The sequence below is a fragment of the Kitasatospora sp. NPDC054795 genome, assembly GCF_053611565.1.
The window spans coordinates 1-20937 of sequence record NZ_JBSHAP010000045.1; the positions used below are offsets into that span (position 1 = coordinate 1).

General features: G+C 73.3%; 22 protein-coding genes. 9 read left to right on the forward strand and 13 right to left on the reverse strand.

What is annotated here, in order from left to right; genetic code table 11:
- Together ACWGJO_RS18055 and ACWGJO_RS18060 are read left to right on the forward strand one after the other, a co-directional pair.
- Positions 1–414 (forward strand): helicase-related protein (locus ACWGJO_RS18055; RefSeq protein WP_452184880.1); only part of this gene is annotated, 414 nt, incomplete at its 5' end.
- A gap of 138 nt (positions 415–552) precedes the next feature.
- A complete protein-coding gene (locus tag ACWGJO_RS18060; RefSeq protein WP_452184882.1) occupies positions 553–933 on the forward strand; it encodes a CBS domain-containing protein in 381 nt (126 codons plus the stop codon).
- 85 nt (positions 934–1018) lie between these two features.
- Here ACWGJO_RS18060 and ACWGJO_RS18065 read toward each other — a convergent pair whose 3' ends face one another.
- From ACWGJO_RS18065 to ACWGJO_RS18080, 4 genes are all read right to left on the reverse strand, one after another.
- On the reverse strand, positions 1019–1186 hold the full coding sequence (locus ACWGJO_RS18065) for a hypothetical protein (RefSeq protein WP_452184884.1): 168 nt from the start codon (positions 1184–1186) through the stop codon (positions 1019–1021).
- A 164-nt stretch (positions 1187–1350) separates the two neighbouring features.
- The gene (locus ACWGJO_RS18070; protein ID WP_452184956.1) at positions 1351–1632 is read right to left on the reverse strand and encodes a helix-turn-helix domain-containing protein; all 282 of its coding nucleotides are present in this window, start codon (positions 1630–1632) and stop codon (positions 1351–1353) included.
- A 1182-nt stretch (positions 1633–2814) separates the two neighbouring features.
- Entirely contained in the window at positions 2815–5412 is a 2598-nt protein-coding gene (locus ACWGJO_RS18075) for an ABC transporter permease (protein WP_452184886.1), read from the reverse strand.
- Complete coding sequence (locus ACWGJO_RS18080; RefSeq protein WP_452184888.1) at positions 5412–6209, reverse strand: ABC transporter ATP-binding protein; 798 nt, start codon at positions 6207–6209, stop codon at positions 5412–5414. The genes ACWGJO_RS18075 and ACWGJO_RS18080 overlap by 1 nt, the downstream gene beginning before the upstream one ends.
- A 209-nt stretch (positions 6210–6418) precedes the next feature.
- On the opposite strand from ACWGJO_RS18080, the gene ACWGJO_RS18085 reads away from it, so the two are divergent.
- Positions 6419–7678, forward strand: a complete 1260-nt coding sequence (locus ACWGJO_RS18085; RefSeq protein ID WP_452184890.1) for a sensor histidine kinase — start codon at positions 6419–6421, stop codon at positions 7676–7678.
- Positions 7675–8355 carry a response regulator gene (locus ACWGJO_RS18090; protein ID WP_452184892.1) on the forward strand — a complete coding sequence of 227 codons (681 nt, stop codon included), beginning with the start codon at positions 7675–7677 and terminating at the stop codon, positions 8353–8355. Before ACWGJO_RS18085 ends, ACWGJO_RS18090 begins: the two co-directional genes overlap by 4 nt.
- Positions 8356–8584: 229 nt before the next feature.
- Here the strand turns inward: ACWGJO_RS18090 and ACWGJO_RS18095 are convergent, their stop codons facing one another.
- From ACWGJO_RS18095 to ACWGJO_RS18105, 3 genes are read right to left on the reverse strand one after another with little or no spacing between them, the layout of a single operon-like run.
- Positions 8585–9856 carry an acyltransferase family protein gene (locus ACWGJO_RS18095; protein ID WP_452184894.1) on the reverse strand — a complete coding sequence of 424 codons (1272 nt, stop codon included), beginning with the start codon at positions 9854–9856 and terminating at the stop codon, positions 8585–8587.
- A 52-nt stretch (positions 9857–9908) separates the two neighbouring features.
- Positions 9909–10517, reverse strand: coding sequence for a phosphatase PAP2 family protein (locus ACWGJO_RS18100; protein WP_452184895.1), 609 nt, complete (start codon positions 10515–10517; stop codon positions 9909–9911).
- Entirely contained in the window at positions 10510–11859 is a 1350-nt protein-coding gene (locus tag ACWGJO_RS18105) for a diacylglycerol/lipid kinase family protein (protein ID WP_452184958.1), read from the reverse strand. The genes ACWGJO_RS18100 and ACWGJO_RS18105 overlap by 8 nt, the downstream gene beginning before the upstream one ends.
- Positions 11860–12155: 296 nt before the next feature.
- On the opposite strand from ACWGJO_RS18105, the gene ACWGJO_RS18110 reads away from it, so the two are divergent.
- Positions 12156–12779, forward strand: coding sequence for a 3'-5' exonuclease (locus tag ACWGJO_RS18110; RefSeq protein WP_380540287.1), 624 nt, complete (start codon positions 12156–12158; stop codon positions 12777–12779).
- On the opposite strand, the gene ACWGJO_RS18115 is transcribed toward ACWGJO_RS18110, so the two are convergent.
- Entirely contained in the window at positions 12760–13857 is a 1098-nt protein-coding gene (locus ACWGJO_RS18115) for a PP2C family protein-serine/threonine phosphatase (protein ID WP_452184896.1), read from the reverse strand. The two genes, ACWGJO_RS18110 and ACWGJO_RS18115, sit on opposite strands and share 20 nt — an antisense overlap.
- Before the next feature lie 168 nt (positions 13858–14025).
- Complete coding sequence (locus ACWGJO_RS18120) at positions 14026–15243, reverse strand: cytochrome P450 (RefSeq protein ID WP_452184898.1); 1218 nt, start codon at positions 15241–15243, stop codon at positions 14026–14028.
- 156 nt (positions 15244–15399) lie between these two features.
- Between ACWGJO_RS18120 and ACWGJO_RS18125 the strand changes: the two genes are divergently transcribed.
- The gene (locus tag ACWGJO_RS18125) at positions 15400–15756 is read left to right on the forward strand and encodes an arsenate reductase family protein (RefSeq protein WP_380352397.1); all 357 of its coding nucleotides are present in this window, start codon (positions 15400–15402) and stop codon (positions 15754–15756) included.
- A 24-nt stretch (positions 15757–15780) separates the two neighbouring features.
- Here ACWGJO_RS18125 and ACWGJO_RS18130 read toward each other — a convergent pair whose 3' ends face one another.
- Positions 15781–16251: a pyridoxamine 5'-phosphate oxidase family protein gene (locus tag ACWGJO_RS18130; RefSeq protein WP_359896970.1), complete on the reverse strand. Its 471-nt coding sequence runs from the start codon at positions 16249–16251 to the stop codon at positions 15781–15783.
- A 98-nt stretch (positions 16252–16349) separates the two neighbouring features.
- Here ACWGJO_RS18130 and ACWGJO_RS18135 point away from each other — a divergent pair, with 98 nt between their 5' ends.
- Entirely contained in the window at positions 16350–16898 is a 549-nt protein-coding gene (locus ACWGJO_RS18135) for a DUF1697 domain-containing protein (RefSeq protein ID WP_452184900.1), read from the forward strand.
- A 181-nt stretch (positions 16899–17079) separates the two neighbouring features.
- Complete coding sequence (locus tag ACWGJO_RS18140; protein ID WP_380540302.1) at positions 17080–17643, forward strand: FHA domain-containing protein; 564 nt, start codon at positions 17080–17082, stop codon at positions 17641–17643.
- 26 nt (positions 17644–17669) lie between these two features.
- On the opposite strand, the gene ACWGJO_RS18145 is transcribed toward ACWGJO_RS18140, so the two are convergent.
- Positions 17670–18632, reverse strand: coding sequence for a DUF1152 domain-containing protein (locus ACWGJO_RS18145; RefSeq protein WP_452184902.1), 963 nt, complete (start codon positions 18630–18632; stop codon positions 17670–17672).
- Positions 18633–18733: 101 nt separating this feature from the next.
- Between ACWGJO_RS18145 and ACWGJO_RS18150 the strand changes: the two genes are divergently transcribed.
- On the forward strand, positions 18734–19327 hold the full coding sequence (locus tag ACWGJO_RS18150; protein ID WP_452184904.1) for a DUF6891 domain-containing protein: 594 nt from the start codon (positions 18734–18736) through the stop codon (positions 19325–19327).
- A 52-nt stretch (positions 19328–19379) separates the two neighbouring features.
- On the opposite strand, the gene ACWGJO_RS18155 is transcribed toward ACWGJO_RS18150, so the two are convergent.
- Together ACWGJO_RS18155 and ACWGJO_RS18160 are read right to left on the reverse strand one after the other, a co-directional pair.
- A complete protein-coding gene (locus tag ACWGJO_RS18155) occupies positions 19380–19781 on the reverse strand; it encodes a hypothetical protein (protein WP_452184906.1) in 402 nt (133 codons plus the stop codon).
- Positions 19782–20019: 238 nt separating this feature from the next.
- Positions 20020–20841 carry a hemerythrin domain-containing protein gene (locus ACWGJO_RS18160; RefSeq protein WP_452184908.1) on the reverse strand — a complete coding sequence of 274 codons (822 nt, stop codon included), beginning with the start codon at positions 20839–20841 and terminating at the stop codon, positions 20020–20022.
- Positions 20842–20937 lie beyond the last annotated feature (96 nt).

Genomic DNA, 20937 nt, shown 5'->3' on the forward strand with positions numbered 1-20937 from the left:
CGCGGCATCCACGTCGACGGGCTCGACCTGGTCGTCAACCTGGACCCGCCGGCCGACCACAAGGACTACCTGCACCGCGGCGGTCGCACCGCCCGCGCCGGCGAGTCCGGAACCGTCGTCACCCTGGTCCTGCCCAACCAGCGCCGCGAGATGGCCCGCATGATGGCCACGGCCGCCATCACCCCCGTCACCACCAGGGTCGGCGCCGGCGACGAGGAGCTCGCCCGCATCACCGGCGCCCGTGTCCCCACCGGCATCCCCACCGTGATCGCCGACCCCGTCGTCGAACGCCCCCGCCGCAGCGCCTCCGCGAGCCGCGGGCGCCGCGGCCGACCCACCCGCGCCGGCCGCAACGCGCAGAGCACCGCCGGCTCCCGCAACGCGGCACCCAGGCGCGTCGCCCTCGCCGCGTAGGACACCGCGCGGGTCCGGGCCGCGTCACGCTCCGGGCCCGCACGGTGCCACGCCCTCCCACAGGCACCGTCGCCCGCGCCATCGCCAGTGCCCCGACCGTCGCCACGACCGGCGGCAGAGATGCGAAGGAGTCCACCCATGACCATCACCCTCGAACGCCCCGCGCCCACCGCCACGGTCGGCGACCTCATGAAACGCCCGGAGCTGCAGATCAGTGACGACGTCATGGTCGACACGGCGATGGACATCCTGCGGAGCTCCGGCGCGGACCACGTCCTGGTCCGCGACGACGACGGCCGCTGCGCCGGGCTACTGACCCGCCTGCACCTCGCGCCGTTCCAGGCCCGCTCCTGGTACACCGAGCGCACCGCCGTGCGCGACATCGTCCTCGACCGCGCCCCCTTCGCTACCGCCGACATGCCCGCCACCACGGCCGCCGCCGCCATGCGCGCCCGCCGCCTGGACGCGTGGCCGGTGGTCGACCACGACGGCTACGCCATCGGCCTGCTCAACTTCTAGGCCCCGGCCGCAGGCACCCCACAAGCCGATATCCCCCCACTCCACAGGACGCGCCTACCGTCGACGGGCCGGGCGAGGAGCACGGTCAGGCGCCAACCCGCGAGAGCGCGGCGCTCCCATCCACGTCAGCAGCCACGGCCCCACTCGCGGCGTCCTTCCCGGACTGGTCCCGGGTCGTGTCCAGCGCGCTGTCCAGGACGGCGATCAGCGACGGCGCGGTGTCCTGGTCGAGGTCACCCGCCGCGTCCAGCACGTTGTCGCCTGATCCCGGCCGGTGAGGACGGGCGGGTCGAACTCGGCACGGACGGCCGCTCGGGACTCCTCACGGCCCCGACTCTCCTGCGCTCGGCAGGCCGCCCGCGGTGAGCGCCTGGCGCTCACCGCAGGCCTGTCCCATGAGGCGGGAGGGTCGTGGGGTCAGCTGTCGGCTGCGGATTCCGGGCCGGCCTGGGAGCGACGCAGTTGTTCGTTGATGCGCAGGGCTTCTTCGAGTTGGTCTTCGAGGATGACGATGCGGCAGGCCGCGTCGATGGCGGTGCCCTGGTCGACGAGGTCGCGGGCGCGCATCGCGATCCGCAGCTGGTAGCGGGAGAAGCGGCGATGACCGCCGTCGGAGCGCAGCGGGGTGATGAGGCCCTGCTCGCCCAGGGCGCGCAGGAAGCCGGGGGTGGTGCCGGTCATCTCGGCGGCGCGCCCCATGGTGTAGGCGGGGTAGTCGTCGTCGTCGAAGGAGCTGACGGTGTCGGGGGTGTGGGGCCTGTCGGTCGTCGTAGTCACTGCACCTCTCTTGGTTCCTGGGGAACGCGCCGAGGGGCCCCGGCGCCATAGCGGCTCCGGGGCCCCGAAGGGGATACAACACCATCTACCGGCCGGGGCCGGGTTCCTTGTTCCGCAACTCGCCATCGGTGGGGGGCTGCGGGGATCGCGTATGCGTGACCGGAAACCACCGTCCTCGTACTCAAAAGGGGGTCTGCGGTGTCCGCCCGGGTGACGTCTTCACGGGCCGGGCGATCCTGATGGCGCTCTGTCCCTCCGTTCATTCTCTTCATGGACTGGTACTGCCAACTGCGGATACTACGGACCTTCTCGGTACCGCTGAACTGCCAACTTTCTGTACTGCCGCGGCCCTGACGGGCCACCCGGCCCGGCCGCCAATCCTGTCGCCTACTGCACCAACCCTGGCTTCAGGACCCCACAGCCGTGCCGACCTGCAAACTTCTTTGATTCTGCCCGCCAGTTCGTGTCTGGCGGGTATCTCTTGACTGCGTCTACGAGAGAAACGCTAGCCGCACACCGGGGCAATGTCTACTCCAGCCAGCACAGATTTTTCGGTGTTCGAGAGGGAGGTAGTCTGCGCCCCGCAGGACGTGAGGTGAGGTCCGCAGGAGCCTGGTCGCGACCACGAGCGGCAGCACGGACGAGAGGGTGACCGGTGGAAGAGCCACAGACTGCGGGTCGGGGGCGCACACCCGACCCGCGCGGGCGGACGTCGCTGGTGGCCGCCCCTGCCGAGGCGGTCCGTGACCGGGACGAACGGGGCCTGCGCCGTCACGGTGACGGTCATCGTCGGCAGGTGTCATCCGTCCCCGGTAGTCGCAGACCCTGTGACGGGATGGGGTGGGTGGTGCAGTGGGGGCGCGACGGTGGCGATGCCGGGTACCGAATGTGCCCGGCTGTTCGTTTCGCAGGGTGGAGAGGCGCAGGCCGCGGGCGTGGATCGCGGTTCGGCCAAGGAGCAGGCACTGCTGCGGAAATGGCGGGCCCGCGCCCGACTGGCCGACGCCCTCCCACAGCCACGGTGACCGAACCGACGATGAGCCACGCCGCACTCGTCGACATCGGTTCCGCGTGGTCTTCGCCGAGCAGGAGTGCAGCGCGTTTCTAGTCCGCGGCCAGCGCGGACAGGATGTCGAGGCGAGCTGCCCGCACAGCCGGGGTCAGCGCCGCGAGGACACCGGCGATCACGGCAGCCGCCGCCAGTTCCGCAAGGGTGATCCAGGGCACTGACAGGACGGTTTGAGCCTCACCCGCCATGCGATGGAGGGCGATCCCCCAGACGATGCCGAGCGACAGACCTGACAGAGCCCCCAGAGCAGTGGTCACGACCGACTCCAAGCGGACCATGCGGCGGACTTCGCGGCGTGAGGCGCCGACCGCGCGCAGCATGCCGATCTCGCGCGTCCGTTCCCCGACCGACATGGCCATCGTGTTGGCCACGCCCAGCACCGCGATGACGACCGCGAGAGCCAGGAGCCCGTACGCCATCGAGAGCATCTGGTCGGCGCTGCTTCGGACGGATGCCTTGTAGGCCGCCCGGTCCTGCACGGCCAGCTGCGGATACCCGGCCAGCGCCGCGGTGAGCGCCTTCCCGACCGCTGTCGGGTCCGCGCCGCGGGCCACGAAGGCGAACAGGGTCGTGTCGGAGGCGGTGGGAGCCAGGGCGGACAGGACGTCGAATCCGACACTGGGCGCGAGTCGTACCCGGCCCATCGACATGCCGGACGGTTCTTGGCGTTGGACGGCGCCGATCGTCAGGGTCACCGGCGGGCTGCCCGGTCCGGCGAGGGTGACCTGGCCGCCGATGCCGACGCCGAGTCGCTCGGCCATGGCGTCCACGAGGACGATCTGGCCGTGGGCGAGCGCGGCCTGCGGGTCGCCCGCCGTGTAGGTCTCGTGCATCGCGGTGGGGAAACCTGGCTCGTCGCCGTAGACGGTGGTGGACAGCGTCGTCGCTCCCGCGGTGAGCGTGGCCCTGGTGATCCGTTCCCTGACGACCTCGCGGATTCCCGGTACGCGCCGCGCCGTCTCGGCGGCCTCGGGCCCGAACTGCGCCTGCGAGTGCTGTCCGCTGATGATGAAGTCCGCGCCGAGCATCCGGTCGGTGCGAGCCGCCATGGAGTCCGAGGCGGAGGCCGCCGAGACGGCCATCGCCGTTGCCACGCAGATGCCGATCATCAGCGCGGCAGAGGTGGCGGCAGTGCGGCGCGGGTTGCGCAGCGCGTTCCCGGCGGCGATCGCGCCGATCGGCCCGAAAAGCCGCGGGAAGGCGGCCGTCAGGACCGGGACGGCGCCGCGGACCAGTGCGGGCCCGAGCGGGAAGAAGGCGATCAGGGTCAGGATCATGCCCGGCGCCGTCGCGGCGTGGCCCGCGATCAGCAGACCGGCCCCGGCCAGCAGCAGCGCCGCGCCGGTCAGCGTGCGGCCGCGGCCGGGCCGGGTGTTCGGCGCGGCCGCCTCGCGGAGCGCGGCCATGGGCGGGATGCGTCCCGCACGCCGCGCCGGGATCACCCCGGCGGCCAGCGTGGCCACGGTGCCGACGGCGTATCCGGCCAGCACGGCGCCGGGCCCGACGACCAGCGAGGTCGAGCCCAGGTCGAGGCCGAAGGAGGTCATCGCCGCGTGCAGCCCGACGGCCAGCCCGATCCCGGCGCCGATGCCGAGGGTGGAGCCCAGGAGGCCGAGGACCAGGGCTTCGAGCAGGACGGACCGGTTCACCTGTCGGCGGCTCGCGCCGATCGCGCGCAGCAGGCCGAGCTCGCGGGTCCGGGCCCCGACCAGCATCGAGAACGTGTTGAAGATGAGGAGCACGCCGACCAGGACGGCCACCACCGCGAAGCCCATCATCACCATGCCGAGGAAGTCAGTGGTCTGACCGGCCCCGTTGTCCGGGCTCACGGCGGTCGGATCCTTGGCCTGGACCTGGACCGCGCCTCCCAGGGCGGCCGCGAGGCTGCGACGGAGATCGGCGGGCGTGACGCCGCCGGCGTCCACTCGGATCGAGGTGGCCGCGCCGGGCTTGCCGAGCAACCGCTGCTGGGCGGTGGCGGTGTCGACGTAGACGCGGGTGTTGCCCTGGCCGGCGGCCTTGAAGTCGGCGATGCCGGTGACCCGGGCCGCGAACGTGCCGGGGACGGCGACCACCCGGATCGTGTCCCCGATCCGCACGTGGGCGCGGTCGGCCGAGATGCGGTCGAGCACGGCCTCGTCAGGGCCCTGCGGGGCCCGGCCGCTGGCGAGCCGCACCGGCGACCGGTCGGAGTCGTACCAGTTGCCTGCCAGTACGGGGATGCTGCTCTTGGCGCCGAAGCCGGACATCCCGCCGGCCGCGTCGATCGCCTTGCCCTGCGAGTCGGTCAGCGTCGCGGTGTCGACCGTGACGTCGGCGTACGCCGCCGCCACGCCCGGCACGGCGCGCACCTTCCCGACCAGGGTGTCGGCGTCCGGCAGCGTGCCGCCCTCGCCGACCGCGGCCCGTTGCACCGCGTCGCCGACCTCGGCCGGCCCCGTGCCCGCCGGCAGCGGGGCGGTGACGGTGACGTCCGGGGCGCTCGCCGCCGCGGCGTCGTCCAGGGCGCCGTTGATCGTGCCGGTGAAGATCATCGTGCCGGTGACGAAGGCCACCGAGAGCACCACGGCCAGGCAGGACATCGCGAGTCGTCCCTTGTGCGCGAAGATGCCGCGCAGCGCCACCTTCAGCATCAGCGCTGCCCCCCGCCCCGGCGCATCCGGTGCGAGACGGCCTCGGCGGTCGGGGACCGCAGCTCGCCGGCCACCCGGCCGTCGGCGAGGAAGACCACGCGGTCGGCGAAGGACGCGGCGGTCGGGTCGTGGGTCACCATGACGACGGTCTGTTCGAGCTCGTCCACGCTCCGGCGCAGCAGCCGCAGTACCTCGGTCCCGGCCTGGGAGTCCAGGTTTCCCGTGGGCTCGTCGGCGAACACGATCTCCGGCCGGCCCGCGAGGGCGCGGGCACAGGCGACCCGCTGCTGCTGCCCACCGGACAGTTCCGAGGGCCGGTGGCGCAGCCGGTCCGCCAGGCCGAAGGTGACCAGGATCTCGTTGAGCCAGGCCCGGTCGGGCGTGCGGCCCGCGATCGCCATGGGCAGGGTGATGTTCTCCAGGGCGGTCAGGGCCGGGATGAGGTTGAACGCCTGGAAGATGAAGCCGATCCGGTCGCGGCGCAGCTCGGTGAGCTCACGCTCGCGCAGCGCGGTGAGCTCGATGTCGTCGATCCAGATCCGGCCGCCGTCCACCGAGTCCAGGCCCGCCAGACAGTGCATCAGGGTCGACTTGCCCGAGCCGGACGGGCCCATGATCGCGGTGAACGCGCCGCCCTCGATCTCGATGTCGACGGCGTCCAGAGCTGTGACCTTCGCGTCGCCAGCGCCGTGGACCTTGGTGATCTTCTCGCCGCGGGCGGCGGGTTCGGACACGGGAACCGGCGTCCGGCCGGAACCCGGTGGTTGATCCGGAGCGGGTGTTCGGTCGAGAGTCATGCGGATGCTCCATCCTTCGAAGATCGTCAGGTGTCGGACGGCCTTCCACGATGGCGGTCGCGGCCGGTCCGCCGGATCAGGCCGCGGCACGGGATCGGTGTCCGGGCCTCGGGCCCGGACACCGTGTGTGCCCCTGGTCCGAGGTACAGGTCCGAAGATGCGACCGAAGACGGATGACGCGCCCACGCACCCGCGACTAGCGTCAGGACGTGCACCTTCGGCCCCCGCTCACCAAACGGCTGACCCGCGACCAACTCGTCGGGCTGGATGTCGTGGTCGGCGCGGCGCTCCTGCTGTGGGGGCGTCCCACCGACGCCCAGCTCGCCACCGCCGGAGTCTCGCTCCCGGGCTGGTACGCGCTGTTGACCACGCTGGCCTGCGCGGTGGCGGCCAGACGGCTGTGGCCCCGGCTCGCCCTCGGGGTGTCGCTGGCGGCGTACGCCACGATGGCGGCCCATGGGTTCGCCAAGTTCCCGTCGCTGGCGGTCGCGTTGTGCCTCTACCAGTTCGCGTTCTCGCAGCCGCGGTTCCGGGCGGTGGCCGGCCTGGTGCTCACCGAGGCCGTCGTCGGCGTCGGCATCGCGATGGGCAGCAGCCCGGTGCTCTTCGACAATGAGTGGGCCGCGATGTGGTCGGGACAGAGCGCGCCGATCGTGGCCTTCTGGGCGGCCGGCATGATGATCAGGTCCCAGCGCGCCTACGAAGCCGGGCTGCGGGCCCAGGCCGAACGCCAGGCGCAGGCCCGCATCGAGGAGGCGCAGCGGACGGTCATCGAGGAACGCCTGCGCATCGCCCGCGAGTTGCACGACGTGATGGCCCACAGCATGAGCGTGATAGCCGTGCAGGCCGGCGTCGGCCGCCACGTCATCACCGGACACCCCGACGAGGCCGCCAAGGCGCTGACCGCGATCGAGACGGTCAGCCGCACGGCGCTGCGCGAGATGCGGGCCCTGCTCGACGTGCTGCGGGAGGAGTCACCCGCCGACGACGCGGCGGCCGGCTCGGACCTGGCGAGGCCCGGCCTGAGCGACCTCCCCTTCCTGATCGAGCAGACCGGCCGGACCGGACTCCAGGTCGAGCTGCGGATCAGGGGCGCCACCCGGCAGCTCCCGCCGTCGATCGACCTGGCCGGCTACCGGATCGTCCAGGAGTCGCTGACCAACTCCGTCAAGCACGCTGCGACCACCCGCGCCCGAGCCCAGGTCAGCTACCACCCGGATGGCATCGAGATCGAGGTGACCGACGAGGGCCGCGGCTCCCCCGCTCTGCCGGGCCACCCCGGCCCCGCCGTCGCGCCCGACAGCCCCGGCGGCCACGTCGGCCACGTCGGCCATGTCGGCCATGTCGGCCACGGCCTGATCGGGATGCGAGAACGGGTCGCGCTCTGCGGCGGCGACTTCGCCGCCGGCCACCTCCCGCTCGGCGGCTTCCGCGTCTGGGCCCGGTTCCCCACCGGGGAAGCGGCGTGAACGGGGACGTACGCGGCGACGTGCGGGTGGTGATCTGCGACGACCAGGCCCTCGTCCGTGCCGGCTTCCGAGTGCTCGTCGACACCACGCCGGGCCTCACGGTGGTCGGCGAGGCCGGCGACGGAGCCGAGGCGGTCGAGGTCATCCGACGGGAGCGGCCCGATGTCGCCCTGATGGACATCCAGATGCCCGGGATGGACGGGATCGAGGCCACCCGGCGACTGCTCGGCGGCGAAGACCCGCCACCGGTGCGGATCCTGATCCTCACCACCTTCGACCTCGACCGTTATGTGTTCACCGCGCTCCACGCGGGCGCCAGCGGCTTCCTGCTGAAGGACACCCCACCGGAAGACCTTCTCTCGGCCATCGGCGTCATCGCCGACGGCGAGGCTCTGCTCTCTCCCCGCGTGACCCGGAAGCTGGTGGCCGAGTTCACCAGGCGCCCCCAGGTGGCGGTCGGAGCGAACCGCCGCCTCGACGAGATCACCGACCGGGAGCGCGAGGTCCTCGTCCTGATCGCGAATGGCATGTCCAACACGGAGATCGCCGACGAACTGCACCTGTCGCACTCCACCGTCAAGTTCCACGTCAGCAGACTCCTCGCCAAGCTCGGTGCCCGGGACCGAGCCCAGCTCGTCATCGCCGCCTACGAGAGCGGCCTCATGAACCACCGGTGAACCAGCCCTCTCGCTTCCGCCATGGTTCCCTCGGGATTCGCCACCCAGTGGGGGGTATTTCCCAGCCGTTCCAAGAGACCAGCGTTTTAGCAGGTCAGAGGCTTGTTCGAGCAGTACTACGACCTGTAGAGGGCCGCGGGGCCGACAGTGCGTACCGGGCGGGTGGTCCGACGGAGGTCGGGCCGGCCGCCCGGTACGTGCTGTTTCCGGCCGCGGGGGTGGGGCGAGGTCAGTAGGAGTCGGGGGTGTGCTGCTGCTGCGGGTGGGTGTCCCTGGGGGTGAAGGCGGTGGCCCAGGGGGTGGTGACGGTTTCCAGGGCACCGGGGGTCCGGGCCGGGGCCGGCGGTGGGGCGGGCTGCGGGGGGAGGGGTTCGGCGGCGCGGAGCTCGGCGATGCTCCTGGTCATGCCGGTCTTGAGGCGGGGCGTCAGGGGCCTCTCGATGAGCCGGTGGGCCAGCCAGGAGGCGACGAGCATGCCGGCGGTGACGACGGCGACCGCCGTCCAGGGCTTGACGTCGCGCTCGTGGAGGGCGCGCAGGGCGGTCCAGCCCATGGTCTCGTGAAGGAGGTAGAGGGGGTAGGTGAGGGCGCCGGCGAAGGTGAGCCAGCGCCACTGGATCCGGGATCCCCAGCCCAGGGCGACCACGATCATGACGAGGTAGGAGAGGCTGGTCAGCAGGACGGCGGGCCAGGTCGGCAGGTCTACGCGACCGAGGTAGGGGTTCACGTCCTTCTGGTGCTGGATGGTGTAGAGCACCGAGAGGATCCAGCTGATCCCGACGATGCCGAAGAGCATGAGGTTGGGACCGTACCGGTGGACCAGGTAGAGCGCGAGGCCGGCGACGAAGAACGAGGAGACCTGCGACATCGCGAAGAAGTCGAGCACCGGCCACTTGGTGCTCGCCGCGACGATGCCGGCGACCGTCCAGATCGAGCAGAAGGCCACGATCCGCCGGTAGGTCACGCCCCGCCACACCACGATGGCGAACAGCAGGTAGAAGCGCAGCTCGATCCAGAGCGTCCAGTAGACGGCGTCGACGTCCTTGATGCCCAGGCCTTCCTGGAACATCGTCAGGTTGGCGAGGACCTGCTCCGAGGGGAGCGGCTGGCGCACGAGCGGCCACATCGTCACGACCGCGGTGGTGAGCAGGACGGCGAACCAGTACGCGGGGTAGAGCCGGATGACCCGGGAGCGGACGAAGTCGCCCACCGGACGGCCCCAGCTGCTCATGCAGATCACGAAGCCGCTGATCACGAAGAACAGGCAGATGCCGGTCCACAGATAGGCGCCGAGAAAGGAAGCGCGGTGGAACACCTGATCGACCGGCTTGCCCCAGGCACTGTCCTCGGGCTTGGTACCACCGCCGTAGCCGACGTAGTGGTGGAAGACCACCATCAGCGCGGCCAGGATGCGCAATCCGTCCAGGACCGCGAGACGGCCGCCCTTGGCGGACTTGCGGCGGCCCGAGGAACCTGATCGTTGCCGGGGGAAAATGCTCACGGCAGAAGATAGCGCACACACCTTCAATTGCCCGGTGCAGGCCCGGAGGCGCTCACTCCGGGAGGCTCGGCGGCACGGTCCGGACGACGGCCAGGAACGCCACGGCGGCCGCGAAGCCGAGCAGCGCGCCCGCCGCGACATCCCCCGGGTAGTGCACGCCGGTGTGGACCCGGGAGTAGCCGACCGCAGTCGCCAGCGCGCCGAGCGGCAGCGCCAGCGGTGGCAGCAGCACGCCCACGGCGGTGGCGAAGGCCGTCGCCGAGGCCGTGTGCCCGGACGGGAAGGAGGCCGACTCCGGCATCGCCACCTGCCGGCCGACGGTCACCCTCGCCAGCTCCCGGTCGGGCCGGGGGCGGTGGACCAGCTGCTTGCCGACCAGGTTCGCCGCCACCGAGGCCAGCGCCACCGCACCGACGCCGGCCACCGCCGCCTGCCGGGGGCGGCCGGGCCGCAGGGCGAGCAGGGCGGAGACGGCCAACGAGATCTTCGAGTGGTCGGCGGCCCTGGAGAGCCGGCGCAGCGCGGAGTCGAGCGTCGGGGTGGAGGTGGCGGCGACGGCCGCGTAGACGGCTCCGTCGAGCGCCCGAAGGTCGGTGAGTACGGACGGCGGGGCGGGAGGCGGGGCGGGAGGGGCGGCGTCGTGGTCCGGGTGGTCAGTCACGGGTCGGCCCCTCCGCAGTCGGGTCTGAGCTGTGGTCGGAGCCGCGGTCGGTGCCGGACCCGGAGCTGTCGCCGGTGCCGGGGTCGGAGCGGCCGAACGCGAGGGCGGCCAGCCGGCGCCAGTTCACGGACGGCACGGGAGCGGGGACGCCGGGGCGGTCGCGCGGCACCAGGACCCGCAGGGCCCGAGGGCGCAGCGTGCACACCACCGGGACGGGCATCCGCAGCGTCTCGCCGTCCACCGCCACCGGGATCTCCTCCTCGTCCGCCGTCACCTCCACCCGTCGTGCGGTCAGCGCGCTCAGCCCGGTGGACTGCGGGCCGCGCACGGCCAGGTCCGCGGCCTGCGCCGCGCCCTCCACCCGGATGCCCAGGACGCCGAGCAGGCCGCCGTCGAGCCGGGGTCGGCGGCCGCCGATGCCGAGCTCGTCGGTCGAGCCGTACGGGTTGTTGCTGACCAGCAGCGCCTGCTGGGCGGTGAGCACGGTGGCGTCGGCCCTCACGTCGACCCGCCGTACGCCCTCGCCGACCAGCAGGTCGGGCAGCAGGCTGAGCGCGGTGCCGGCCTTGGCGTCGCGGTACTCGGGGCGCTCCACGACGTCGGCGTACACCCCGAAGGAGACGGTGTTGACGAAGGCCCGACCCGCGACCTCGCCGAGGTCGACCCGCAGTTCCTCGCCGTCGGTCAGCGCGTCCAGGCAGCGGGAGGGGTCGTCGCGGTCGAGGCCGAGGTCCATGGCGAAGTGGTTGCGGGTTCCGGCGGAGACCACCAGGAACGGCAGGCCGTGCTCGGCGGCGACGGCCGCGACCAGCGCCTGGGTACCGTCGCCGCCCGCCACGCCGAGCAGGTCCGCGCCCTCGGCCACGGCCGTGCGGGCCAGCCCTGCGACGTCGGCGGGGGCGGCGGGGTCGAGCAGGACCACCCGGGCGCCGAGTCCCTCCGCCCGCTCGACGAGCCCGAAGCGGCCGACCTTCCCACCACCGGACTTCGGGTTCATGATCAGGACCGGTCGCAGCGGCCGGGGCGCGGCATGCCCCCGCATCGGCGGCTCCGGACGGGCCCGGCGCAGCGCGGCACGGGCGAGGGCCAGCGCGATGCCCCAGACCAGGACGAGGAGCAGGGCCGTCAGCCACAGCTGGTGGTGGGCGAAGAGCACCAGCACCGCGACCGGCGCCGCGATCGCGACCAGCAGCCCGAACACCCGGACCACGCCCCGGTAGGCCAGGAACCACCAGACGCCGGCGGCCCAGACGACCAGTCCGAGCAGCCCGGCCACGAGCACCAGCAGCCCGCCCTCCCCCAGCGCGAACAGCAGTACCCCGACAGCTCCCGCGGCCGCCAGCAGGGCGCAGCGGGCGAGCAGCGGCGCGCCCGCTCCCCCGGCGTGGTCCGCCGTCCGTGTCCTGTCGATCTCGTCCTCCCGTGCCGCGCCCCAGGGCGTGTCTGCCCCGGGCCCGGTCGGGCCCGGTCGTTGCCAGCAGCCTGCGCACTCCCGCGCCCGGGGGCATCCCGGCGGGCCCGTCCGGGTGACCGGGGCGGCGAGTGGCGGGTGGCGGGTGGCGGGAAGAACGACGGGTGGCGGGTGGCGGGAATGACGAGGGCGGGAAAAGCGGTTGCCGGGCCGAGTTGGATGGGGCCATGGGACACAGGGAGAAGGTCACCCCGACGGTGTACGTGTCGGTGGACGTGGAGTCGGACGGGCCGATCCCGGGGCCGTACTCGATGCTGAGCTTCGGGGCCGTGGTGGCCGGACGGCACGACGGGGAGGGGTTCCGGCGGCCGCCGGCGGGGGCGGCGGCGTTCTACCGGGAGCTGCGGCCGATCAGCGCGGAGTACGTCCCGGAGGCGCTGGCGGTGTCGGGGCTGGACCGGGCGGCGCTGCAGGCGGACGGGGCCGATCCGGCGGCGGCGATGCGGGAGTTCGGCCGCTGGGTGGAGGGGGTGCGGCGCGGGCCGGGCGGACAGCGGTACCGGCCGGTGATGGTGGGCTACCCGGCGGTGTACGACTGGCAGTTCCTCTACTGGTACCTGGTGCGGTTCACCGGCTCCAGCCCGTTCGGGCACTCCGGCTGCCTGGATCTGAAGACGCTGTACGCGGCGCGGGCCGGGGTGCCGTTCGCCGGGATCGGCAAGCGGTCGATGCCGCCGGAGCTGCTGCCGGACCTGCCGCACACGCACCATGCCCTGGACGACGCCCGGGAGCAGGCGGAGCTGTTCGCGAACCTCTGGGAGTGGTCCGGGCCTACGGGACGTCCGGAGTGAGGGCGAGGACGGCGAGGTCGTCGGCGAGCAGGCCGGCGTACCGGTGGACGTCCTGGGCCAGGAAGGAGACCACCCGGTCGGGGGCGGTGGTGCCGAGGGCGGCGAGGCGGGGGGCCAGCGGGTAGAAGGCGCCGGCGGTGTCGCGGGCCTCGCTGACGCCGTCGGTGTAGAGCAGGACGGTGTGGCCCGGGGGCAGCGCCACGGCGACCGCCTTGCTGCGCTCGTCGGCGGGGCCGAGGTGGCCGAGGCCGAGCGGGAGCTCGTCGGCGCAGGACACCGGGGTGATGCCGCCCCCGCCGAGGAGCAGCGGGGTGGTGTGACCGCGGTTGACGATCTCGACGCAGTCCGAGCCGGGCCGGTACTGGAGCAGGACGGCGGTGACGAACAGCTCGTCGTCGCCGCGGTCGGCGGCGTCGCGCAGCACCGCGCGGTCCAGCTGGTCGGCGAGTTCGACCAGCCCGGGGGTGTCGTACGCGGCCGCCCGGAACGCGCCGAGGACGTCGGCGACGGTGCGGACCGCGCCCAGGCCCTTGCCCCGGACGTCGCCGAGCAGCACCCGCACGCCGAAGCGGGTGTCGCAGACCTCGTACAGGTCGCCGCCGACCAGCACGTCGGCCTGGGCCGGGCGGTAGAGGCCGGCCACCCGCAGCCCGCCGGCCCGCTCGGGCACCGGACGCAGCACGGTGCGCTGCAGGGTCTCGGCGACCGTACGGGCCTGGAGCAGGTTGCGGTTCTGCCGGGTGCGCTGCCAGGACAGCGCGGTACCCATGACGCCGGAGAGCAGGGTGGCGATGTAGACCCAGACGTGGTGCTGCTCGTTGACGTGGTCCGCGCGCAGCGCCAGGCCGAGCTGGAGTCCCAGAGAGCCGGCCGTCGTGACGGCGGTCAGCACCGGGCCGTAGCTGAAGGCGGCCACCACGGGCAGTGCGGTGAGCAGGAAGCCGGCGGCGACGGCGTCCGGGACGACGGCCTCGGCGACCAGGTCCAGCACCAGCAGGAGCACCGGCAGCCAGGGCACCCAGCGCGGGACCCTGGGCTCCAGCACCGCGGGGCGCGGCGGGCGGGGTGCTGTGCGCACGGTGGGACCTCCTGGCAGGTGGCCGTTCCGGGTGATCGGTCCGGATTGGCCGCTTTGTCCCTCCATGCTCTCCCACGAACGGCCCAGCCACGAACGGCCGAACGTCCCGGTCCCCGGGGCCGGAGGAGCCAAATCCCCCGGTCCCGGGGACCGCGCGTTACCGGCCGGTCACCGGACGGTCACCGGCAGGGTCTCGTAGCCGCGCAGCACCAGGCGGTCGCGCCGGGTCGGGACGCCGCCCGGGGCGAGCCGGGGGAAGCGGTCGAGCAGGGCGGGCACCGCGACCTCGGCCTCCAGCCGGGCCAGCTGGGAGCCCAGGCAGAAGTGGGTGCCGCCGCCGAAGCTGAGCGGCTGGCTGTCGGTGCGGGTCGGGTCGAACACCTCGGGGCGCTCGTACCGGGCCGGGTCGTGGTTGGCCGAGCCGATCAGCAGGGTCACCGCGTGGCCGGGCGGGATCGGCAGGCCTTCGACGCTCAGGCCCTCCTCCAGCGCGACCCGGCCGGTGGCCTGCACCGGGGAGTCGAAGCGCAGCACCTCGTCGGTGAACCCGGCCGGGGTGATCGCGCCGCTGCGCAGGCCGGCGGCCGCCCCGGGGTGGCGGAACAGCAGGGCCAGGCCGTTGCCGAGCAGGTTGGTGGTGGTCTCGAAGCCCGCCACCAACAGCAGTACCAGGTTGGCCAGCAGCTCCTCGGCGGAGAGCCGCTCGTCGTCCGCGGCGGCGATCCGGGCCAGGTCGGTGACCAGGTCGTCCTGCGGCCGGGCCAGTCGCTCGGCGGCCAGCTCGGTGAAGTAGCGGGCCAGCTCGTCGGCGGCCTCGTCGGCGGCGGCCAGCTCGTCCAGGTCCTGGATGATCTCCAGCGCGACGGTCAGGTCGGAGGCGAGGTCGCGGAAGCGGTAGCGGTCCTGCTCGGGGACGCCGAGCAGCTCGCAGATCACCCCGACCGGCAGCCGGAAGGCGAAGGCGTCCATGAAGTCCACCGGCGAGCCGTCGGCGCCCTGCTCGGCCATGCCGTCCAGCAGCCGGTCGACCGCCGTCTCCACGGCCGGGCGCAGCGCGGCGACCCGGCGGGCGGTGAACACCGAGGCGATCAGCGAGCGGACCCGGGGCTGGTCGGGGGCGTTGCGCTGGAGGATCGAGCGGCCGAACAGGGCCAGCGAGGAGTGCACGGCGTACTCGGGGGCCAGTCCGGCCATCATCTCGGCGGTCGCCACCCCGAAGGCGGGCGTGCGCAGCACCTTGTTGACCGCCGTGTAGCCGCTCACCACGAACATGCCGTCCCCGGCCGGGGCCACCGGGCCCAGCTCGCGGGCCCTGGCGTACAGCGGGTACGGATCGGTCCTGACCTCCGCGGTCATCAGCTGTTCGATGATCGCCGCGCCGTCCATGCGGTGCTCCCCTCCCGAGATCACGCTTCCTGTCCGGTCAACCGCCGTCGGGCGCGGTGGAGTTCCCGTACCCACCGGAATCGCGCGGCGGGGTGGGGCGGGCCGATGCGCGCGGCGGGGCGGGGCGGGCGCGGACGGCTCGGTAGGGTGACCGGCATGGAGATCTGGATCAACCCGCGGTGCGGCAAGTGCCGGACCGCGCTCGGCGAGCTGGACGGCGCCGGAGTCGAGTACACCGTGCGGCGCTACCTGGAGCAGCCGCCCACCGCGGCCGAGCTGGTACAGGTGCTGGAGCGTCTCGGCCTGGAGCCGTGGGACATCACCCGCACCGACGAGCAGGTCGCGAAGGACCTGGGGATGAAGGGCTGGCCCCGGGAGGCGGGTGAGCGCGACCGCTGGATCGCGGCGATGGCCGAGCACCCGATCCTGATCCAGCGCCCGATCATCACCGCGGACGACGGGCACGCCGTCGTGGCCCGCACCCCCGAGGCTCTCAAGTCCGTCCTGCCGTAGGGGCCTTGCGGCCGGATCGGCCGGTCAGTGGACCTGGATCCGCTCCACCGGCCGACCCGGGTGCCAGTTGTGCACGAGCAGGTGGTCGCCCTCCACGGAGGTGTGCACCACCTGGTCGAGCTCCAGCCTGAACGCGTGGAACGGGCCGGGCGGCGCCTCGGGCAGATCGGCGGCGAAGGCGGCGAGTTCGGTCTCGTCGGTGACCTCCACGGCCCTGCCGGAGACCTTGGAGTCCCCGCCGGCCATGGTCTCGTCCCCCGGGTGCGCGTGCAGTGCGAAGCGGGCGTCGCGCTGGAGGTCACGTGCCTTGACCGCGCCGTACATCGACCCGATCCACAGGTCGGCGCCGACGAACTCGACCTCCGTGCCGCTGACCCGGGGCGATCCGTCCTTGCGCAGCGTCGCCATGACGTGGTGCTTGTTCGCCTCGAACCGGGCGCGGACCAGGGGCGCCAGATCGGGGGCCTCGTGCTCGAAATCCTGCCAGGTAGCCATGGCGCCAGTCTGGCACCCGGCACCGACGGCCGCCGTGCGCGGACGACCGGACGGGCGGGGGCCGGGCCGTTGTCGGTGGCCGGTGCCACACTGGCCGGGTGACCACCACGACCACGTACATCGCCTTCCTGCGGGCCGTCAACGTCGGCGGCCGGACGGTGCGGATGGAGCGGCTGCGGGCGCTGTTCGCCGAGCTCGGCCTGGGGAACGTCCGCTCCTACATCCAGAGCGGCAACGTCTTCTTCACCACCGACGAGCCGGACCGCGCGGCACTGACCGCGCGGATCGAGGAGCACCTGGAGCAGGCGCTCGGGTACCCGGTGCCGGCGCTGCTGCGGACGGTGGACGAGGTGGCCGGCCTGCTCGCCGCCGAGCCCTTCCGGGACGTCGAGGTGACACCGGACGTCCGGCTGGTCGTCGCCTTCCTCTCCGAGCCGCTGCCGGGCGAATTCGCCTTCCCGTACCGCTCGCCGAAGGGCGACGTCGAGGTGCTCGGCGCCGACCCGGGGGCCGCGTACGTGGTGATCCACCTCCGGGACGGCAAGTGGGTCACCAAGGACATGTTCGGCAAGGCCTACCGGGGCACGGTCACCTCCCGGTTCCTGCACACCACGGAGAAGATCCTGACCGCCGCCCGCAAGGCCTGACGGTCCGTACGGCGCCCCGGAACGGGCCGGGCGGCACGACCGGAGCACCCCGCCCGGGCGGCCCGGAACGTGCGGAACCGCCCGGCCGGAAAGGGCGTCTGGACTGCCGTGACGTACGAACCCCGCGCCCGTGCACGGCGTGATCTGGACAGCCTGAGTCGGCCGCGCCGACAATTTGGCCATGACGACTCCTGAGCTCCCCACCGGCGCGGCCGGTCCGACCGGCGCGGTCCGACCCTCCGACGCCGAGCGGGACCAGGCGCTCGGGGTGCTGCGGGACGGCGCGGGCAGCGGGCGGCTCTCGCACGACACCTTCCTCGGCCGGATGGACATCGTCCTGCAGGCCACCAGCCGCGGCGAGTTGGACGCGGCGGTGGCCGGGCTGCCCACCGGCGGGCCGGTCGAGCGCTTCGTGCTGCGCACGGTCGGGCGGGCGTCCGCCTTCGGCGACCGGCTGGGCCGGGCCTGGCGCACCGAGCGGCTGCCGGGACTGAGCCTGCCGCAGGCCGGGGCCGGGCAGTTGACGATCGGCCGGATCCCCGGTTCGGGACTGCGGCTGCACGACGCGTCGGTGTCCCGGCGCCACGCCGAACTGCGGCACGAGCAGGGCGGCTGGGTGCTGTACGACCTCGGCTCGACCAACGGCACCCATGTGAACGGGCGCCGGATAGCGGGCGGCGTACGGGTCGGCCCGGGCGACCAGGTGCGGTTCGGGAACCTGGAGTTCCGGCTCGCCGCGTTCTGACCGGCGTTCCGCGCCCGCGCTCCCGGTCAGTGCGGGAACTGCCGGGGCGGCCGCTGTCGGGGCAGCTCGTCCTGGAACTCGGCGATCACGGTGGCGATCTGGCGGGTCACCACGGTGTGCTCCAGCCGGTCCAGGTACCGGTTCTCGGCGGCCAGCGCCTCGACCGTGACGCCGAAGTAGAGCGTCATCAGCGGATTGACGAAGAGCTGCTCGCCCTTGGTCCGCTCGGTGAAGCGGACGTCGCCGAACTCGCCGCGCAGCGCCGCCGCCACCGAGCCGTTGACGATGCTGGGGTGGTCCGGGAAGGCGGCCCTGGCGTGCTCGACGGCGTCCAGGTAGAGCACGCCCTCCCGGCTGTCGCGCGGGATGGAGAAGGCGCCGAGGTAGCCGCCGGCCCGGTCGATCGCGGCGAGGTTCTCCAGCACCAGGGAGTGGTTGACGCCGTGGTAGGCGTCGATGCCGAAGCCGAGGCAGGCGACCAGCCGCTCGGGCACCTCGGACAGGCCGGCCACCGCGCCCAGGCTCGCCATGTCCTCCTCGGGGGTGCCGAGTCCGGCCTCGTCGCCGCGCATCAGGATGTCGGTGCCGCCGTCGACCAGCAGGATCGCGTCCACGCCCAGGCGGGCGACCAGCGCGCGGTAGGCCTCGCGCAGCGGCTGCACGCCCACCGTCGGGAAGGCCCACACGGTGTCGGGCATCCCGTGCCGGTTCAGCCAGCGGGCCAGGGTGCGCTCCGGGAAGTAGCCCTCGGGGGCGGCGGTGTCCGGCCCGATCCGGGCCACGTCGGGCTCCGCCCAGACGTCGAGGGGCAGACCGTAGAGGTGGGTGAAGGAGAGGTTGGCCAGGTGCACCTCCTTGCCCGCGGCCCGCAGGGCGAGGGCGATCGGCAGCCCCGCGTACACGTCGAAGCCGCCGCCGGCTCCGGCGATCAGGATGCGCTCGGCGGCCAGCAGCCGGGTGATCAGCGGTGGTTGCAGCAGAGAAGTCACCGGCGGACGGTAGCAGGGCGGTGCCGGGACGGCGGCGGCGGAGGCCCGGGCGTCGCACCGCAGGCCCGGGCGCTGTCGGTGGCGGGTGCGAGGATGCGGGCATGACCGAGGAGACGGTTCCCACCCCCGACGTGCTGCGCGAAGCCCGGGAGCGGGCCCGCGAGTTGATCCGGTGCGGCTTCCAGGAGCCGGACGAGATGGCCGAGTCCCTGGTCGAGCACCTCGACGACCGGGGGCTGACGCAGGAGGAGGCGGAGCGGATCCTCGCCCCGCTGTGGACCGAGCGGCTGGCCGAGCAGGCGGCCTGGCCGGAGACCACCGACGTGGACCGGCTGGCGGACGCCTTCGACGCGCTGGAGGACCGGGGCATCGTCGCGGCGATGGACTTCACCTGCTGCGCGGGCTGCGGCTACGCGGAGATCGGCGGCGAGGCCGGGACGGACTCGGTCGGCTTCGTCTTCTTCCACCAGCAGGACACCGGGGCGGCGGCCGCCGGGCGGGGGCTGATGCTGCGCTACGGCGGGTTCCGCGCCGGGGAGGAGACGGCCGAGGTGTCGGAGCGCCGGACGGTGGAGGTCGGGCGGGCGGTGGTCGCCGCGCTGGAGGCGGTCGGGCTGCCGGCGGAGTGGGACGGCTCGCCGCACACGGCGATCCGGGTCGCCCCGATGGAGTGGCTCAACCGCCTGCCGGGGTAGGCGCCGGGGAGCGCTTCGTCGTGGCGGGGCGCCTCGTCGTGCCCGGGGGCGGTCAGTCCCGCTCGATGTGCAGTTCGGCGTAGTGGTCGTCCTTGTTCGTCTTGCGCAGGGTGATCCTGACGCCGCCGACGGAGGTCTCGGAGTCCTTGGTGGCGGTCTTCCTGTCGTCGCCGACGGTCACCTCGGCCGAGTTGTCGCCGATGTGGCCGACGGTCATCCTCATCGGGTTGTCGCCGCCGAAGACCTTGACGGTCTTGGTGCCGTCGGCCTTGTCGGTCTTGATGCCGACGGTGCACTTGTGGTCGTCCAGGCAGAGGGCCACGCCGCCCTCGCAGGCGGTCAGTCCGGCGCCGAGCACCAGGACGGCGCCGGCGGCGAGGAACGCGGGGCCGCGTCGGAAGCGGGTCCCGGGACGGGTGCGGTGCGGGCCGGGTGTGCTGCGCGCTGTGGTCATGCGGTCGACGGTAGTGCGGCGGGTACGGCCCGCCATCAGCCGTCGGCGTGACGCCTTCCCTGGTGCGGCCCGGAGCGACCGGGGCGGCCCGACCCCGAGGGCGATGGGTCGAATCCCCTAGGGGGCGTGGGGAGTTGAGAGCTCCCCCGCACTGGGGACCGGCTCGGCATATGCCGCAGTCCCCTGCCTCCGGCTCATGCCACGCGCGTAGATCAAGGGCCCGCGAAGAGCCCCGGAGTCAGTCCGCGATGCGCCCCAGGTCGTCGAGGCCGAGGTCGTCGAGGCCGGCGCCGGCGGCCGGACCGTCCGGCGGGCCCCACAGCGACGAGGTGCAGCGCTGGTAGGTCGCGTGCCAGTGCGGCCAGTTGCGGGCCACGTCGTCGTCGCACTCGGCCAGCAGCCGCTCGACCAGCTCGGGCTCCACGCCCTCCAGGAGCCAGGCCAGCGCGTCCGCCGTGCCGGGGCCGTCGGCCAGGCGCAGCAGGTCCAGCAGCTCGCCCAGCCCACCGAGCCGGGAGCCGTCGGCGATCACCCGCTCCATCCGGGGCAGCAACTGCCGCTCCTCGATCCGCAGGTGGGTCTCCAGCCGGGCCGCGAGGTCCTCCATCGCGTACGCGACCGGCCAGGCGCTGCCGGTGTCCCAGCTGGCGATCCGCACCAGCGTGGTGACCCGGGTGAAGGAGTGGTCCAGGTTGTGGTGGTCGTCCTCCAGCCAGTTGAGCAGCAGCCGCAGCTCGGGCGCGAAGCGGCGCACGATCGGCCACAGCCGGGTGTCCTGCTGCTCGTGGTGGCAGGTGAGCATCGCGGTGATGAAGTTCCAGTGCCGCAGCAGGGCCTCGCCCTTGTGGTCCTCGTCGGGCTGGAGCAGCCGCAGCGCGTTGGGCAGCCGGGCGAGGTCCCGGCGCAGCGCGGCGTGCACCAGGCGGAGCCCGGAGAACCGCAGGACGGCCGGCTCGTCGGCCGCGGCCCGTCCGTACGCGTCCGCGCCCAGCGAGGCGGCTCCGGACTTGCCCTGCGCGGGCACGGTGGGGACGGGCTGGGGCACCAGGTGGATCGGCATGGCACTCTCTTCACGGCTTGGGGCACGGCGGGTGGTGGCGGCCGGTGGAGGACCGCCCCAGCCAAGGTGCTCGCAGTCGATCAGAAGCGAATCAAT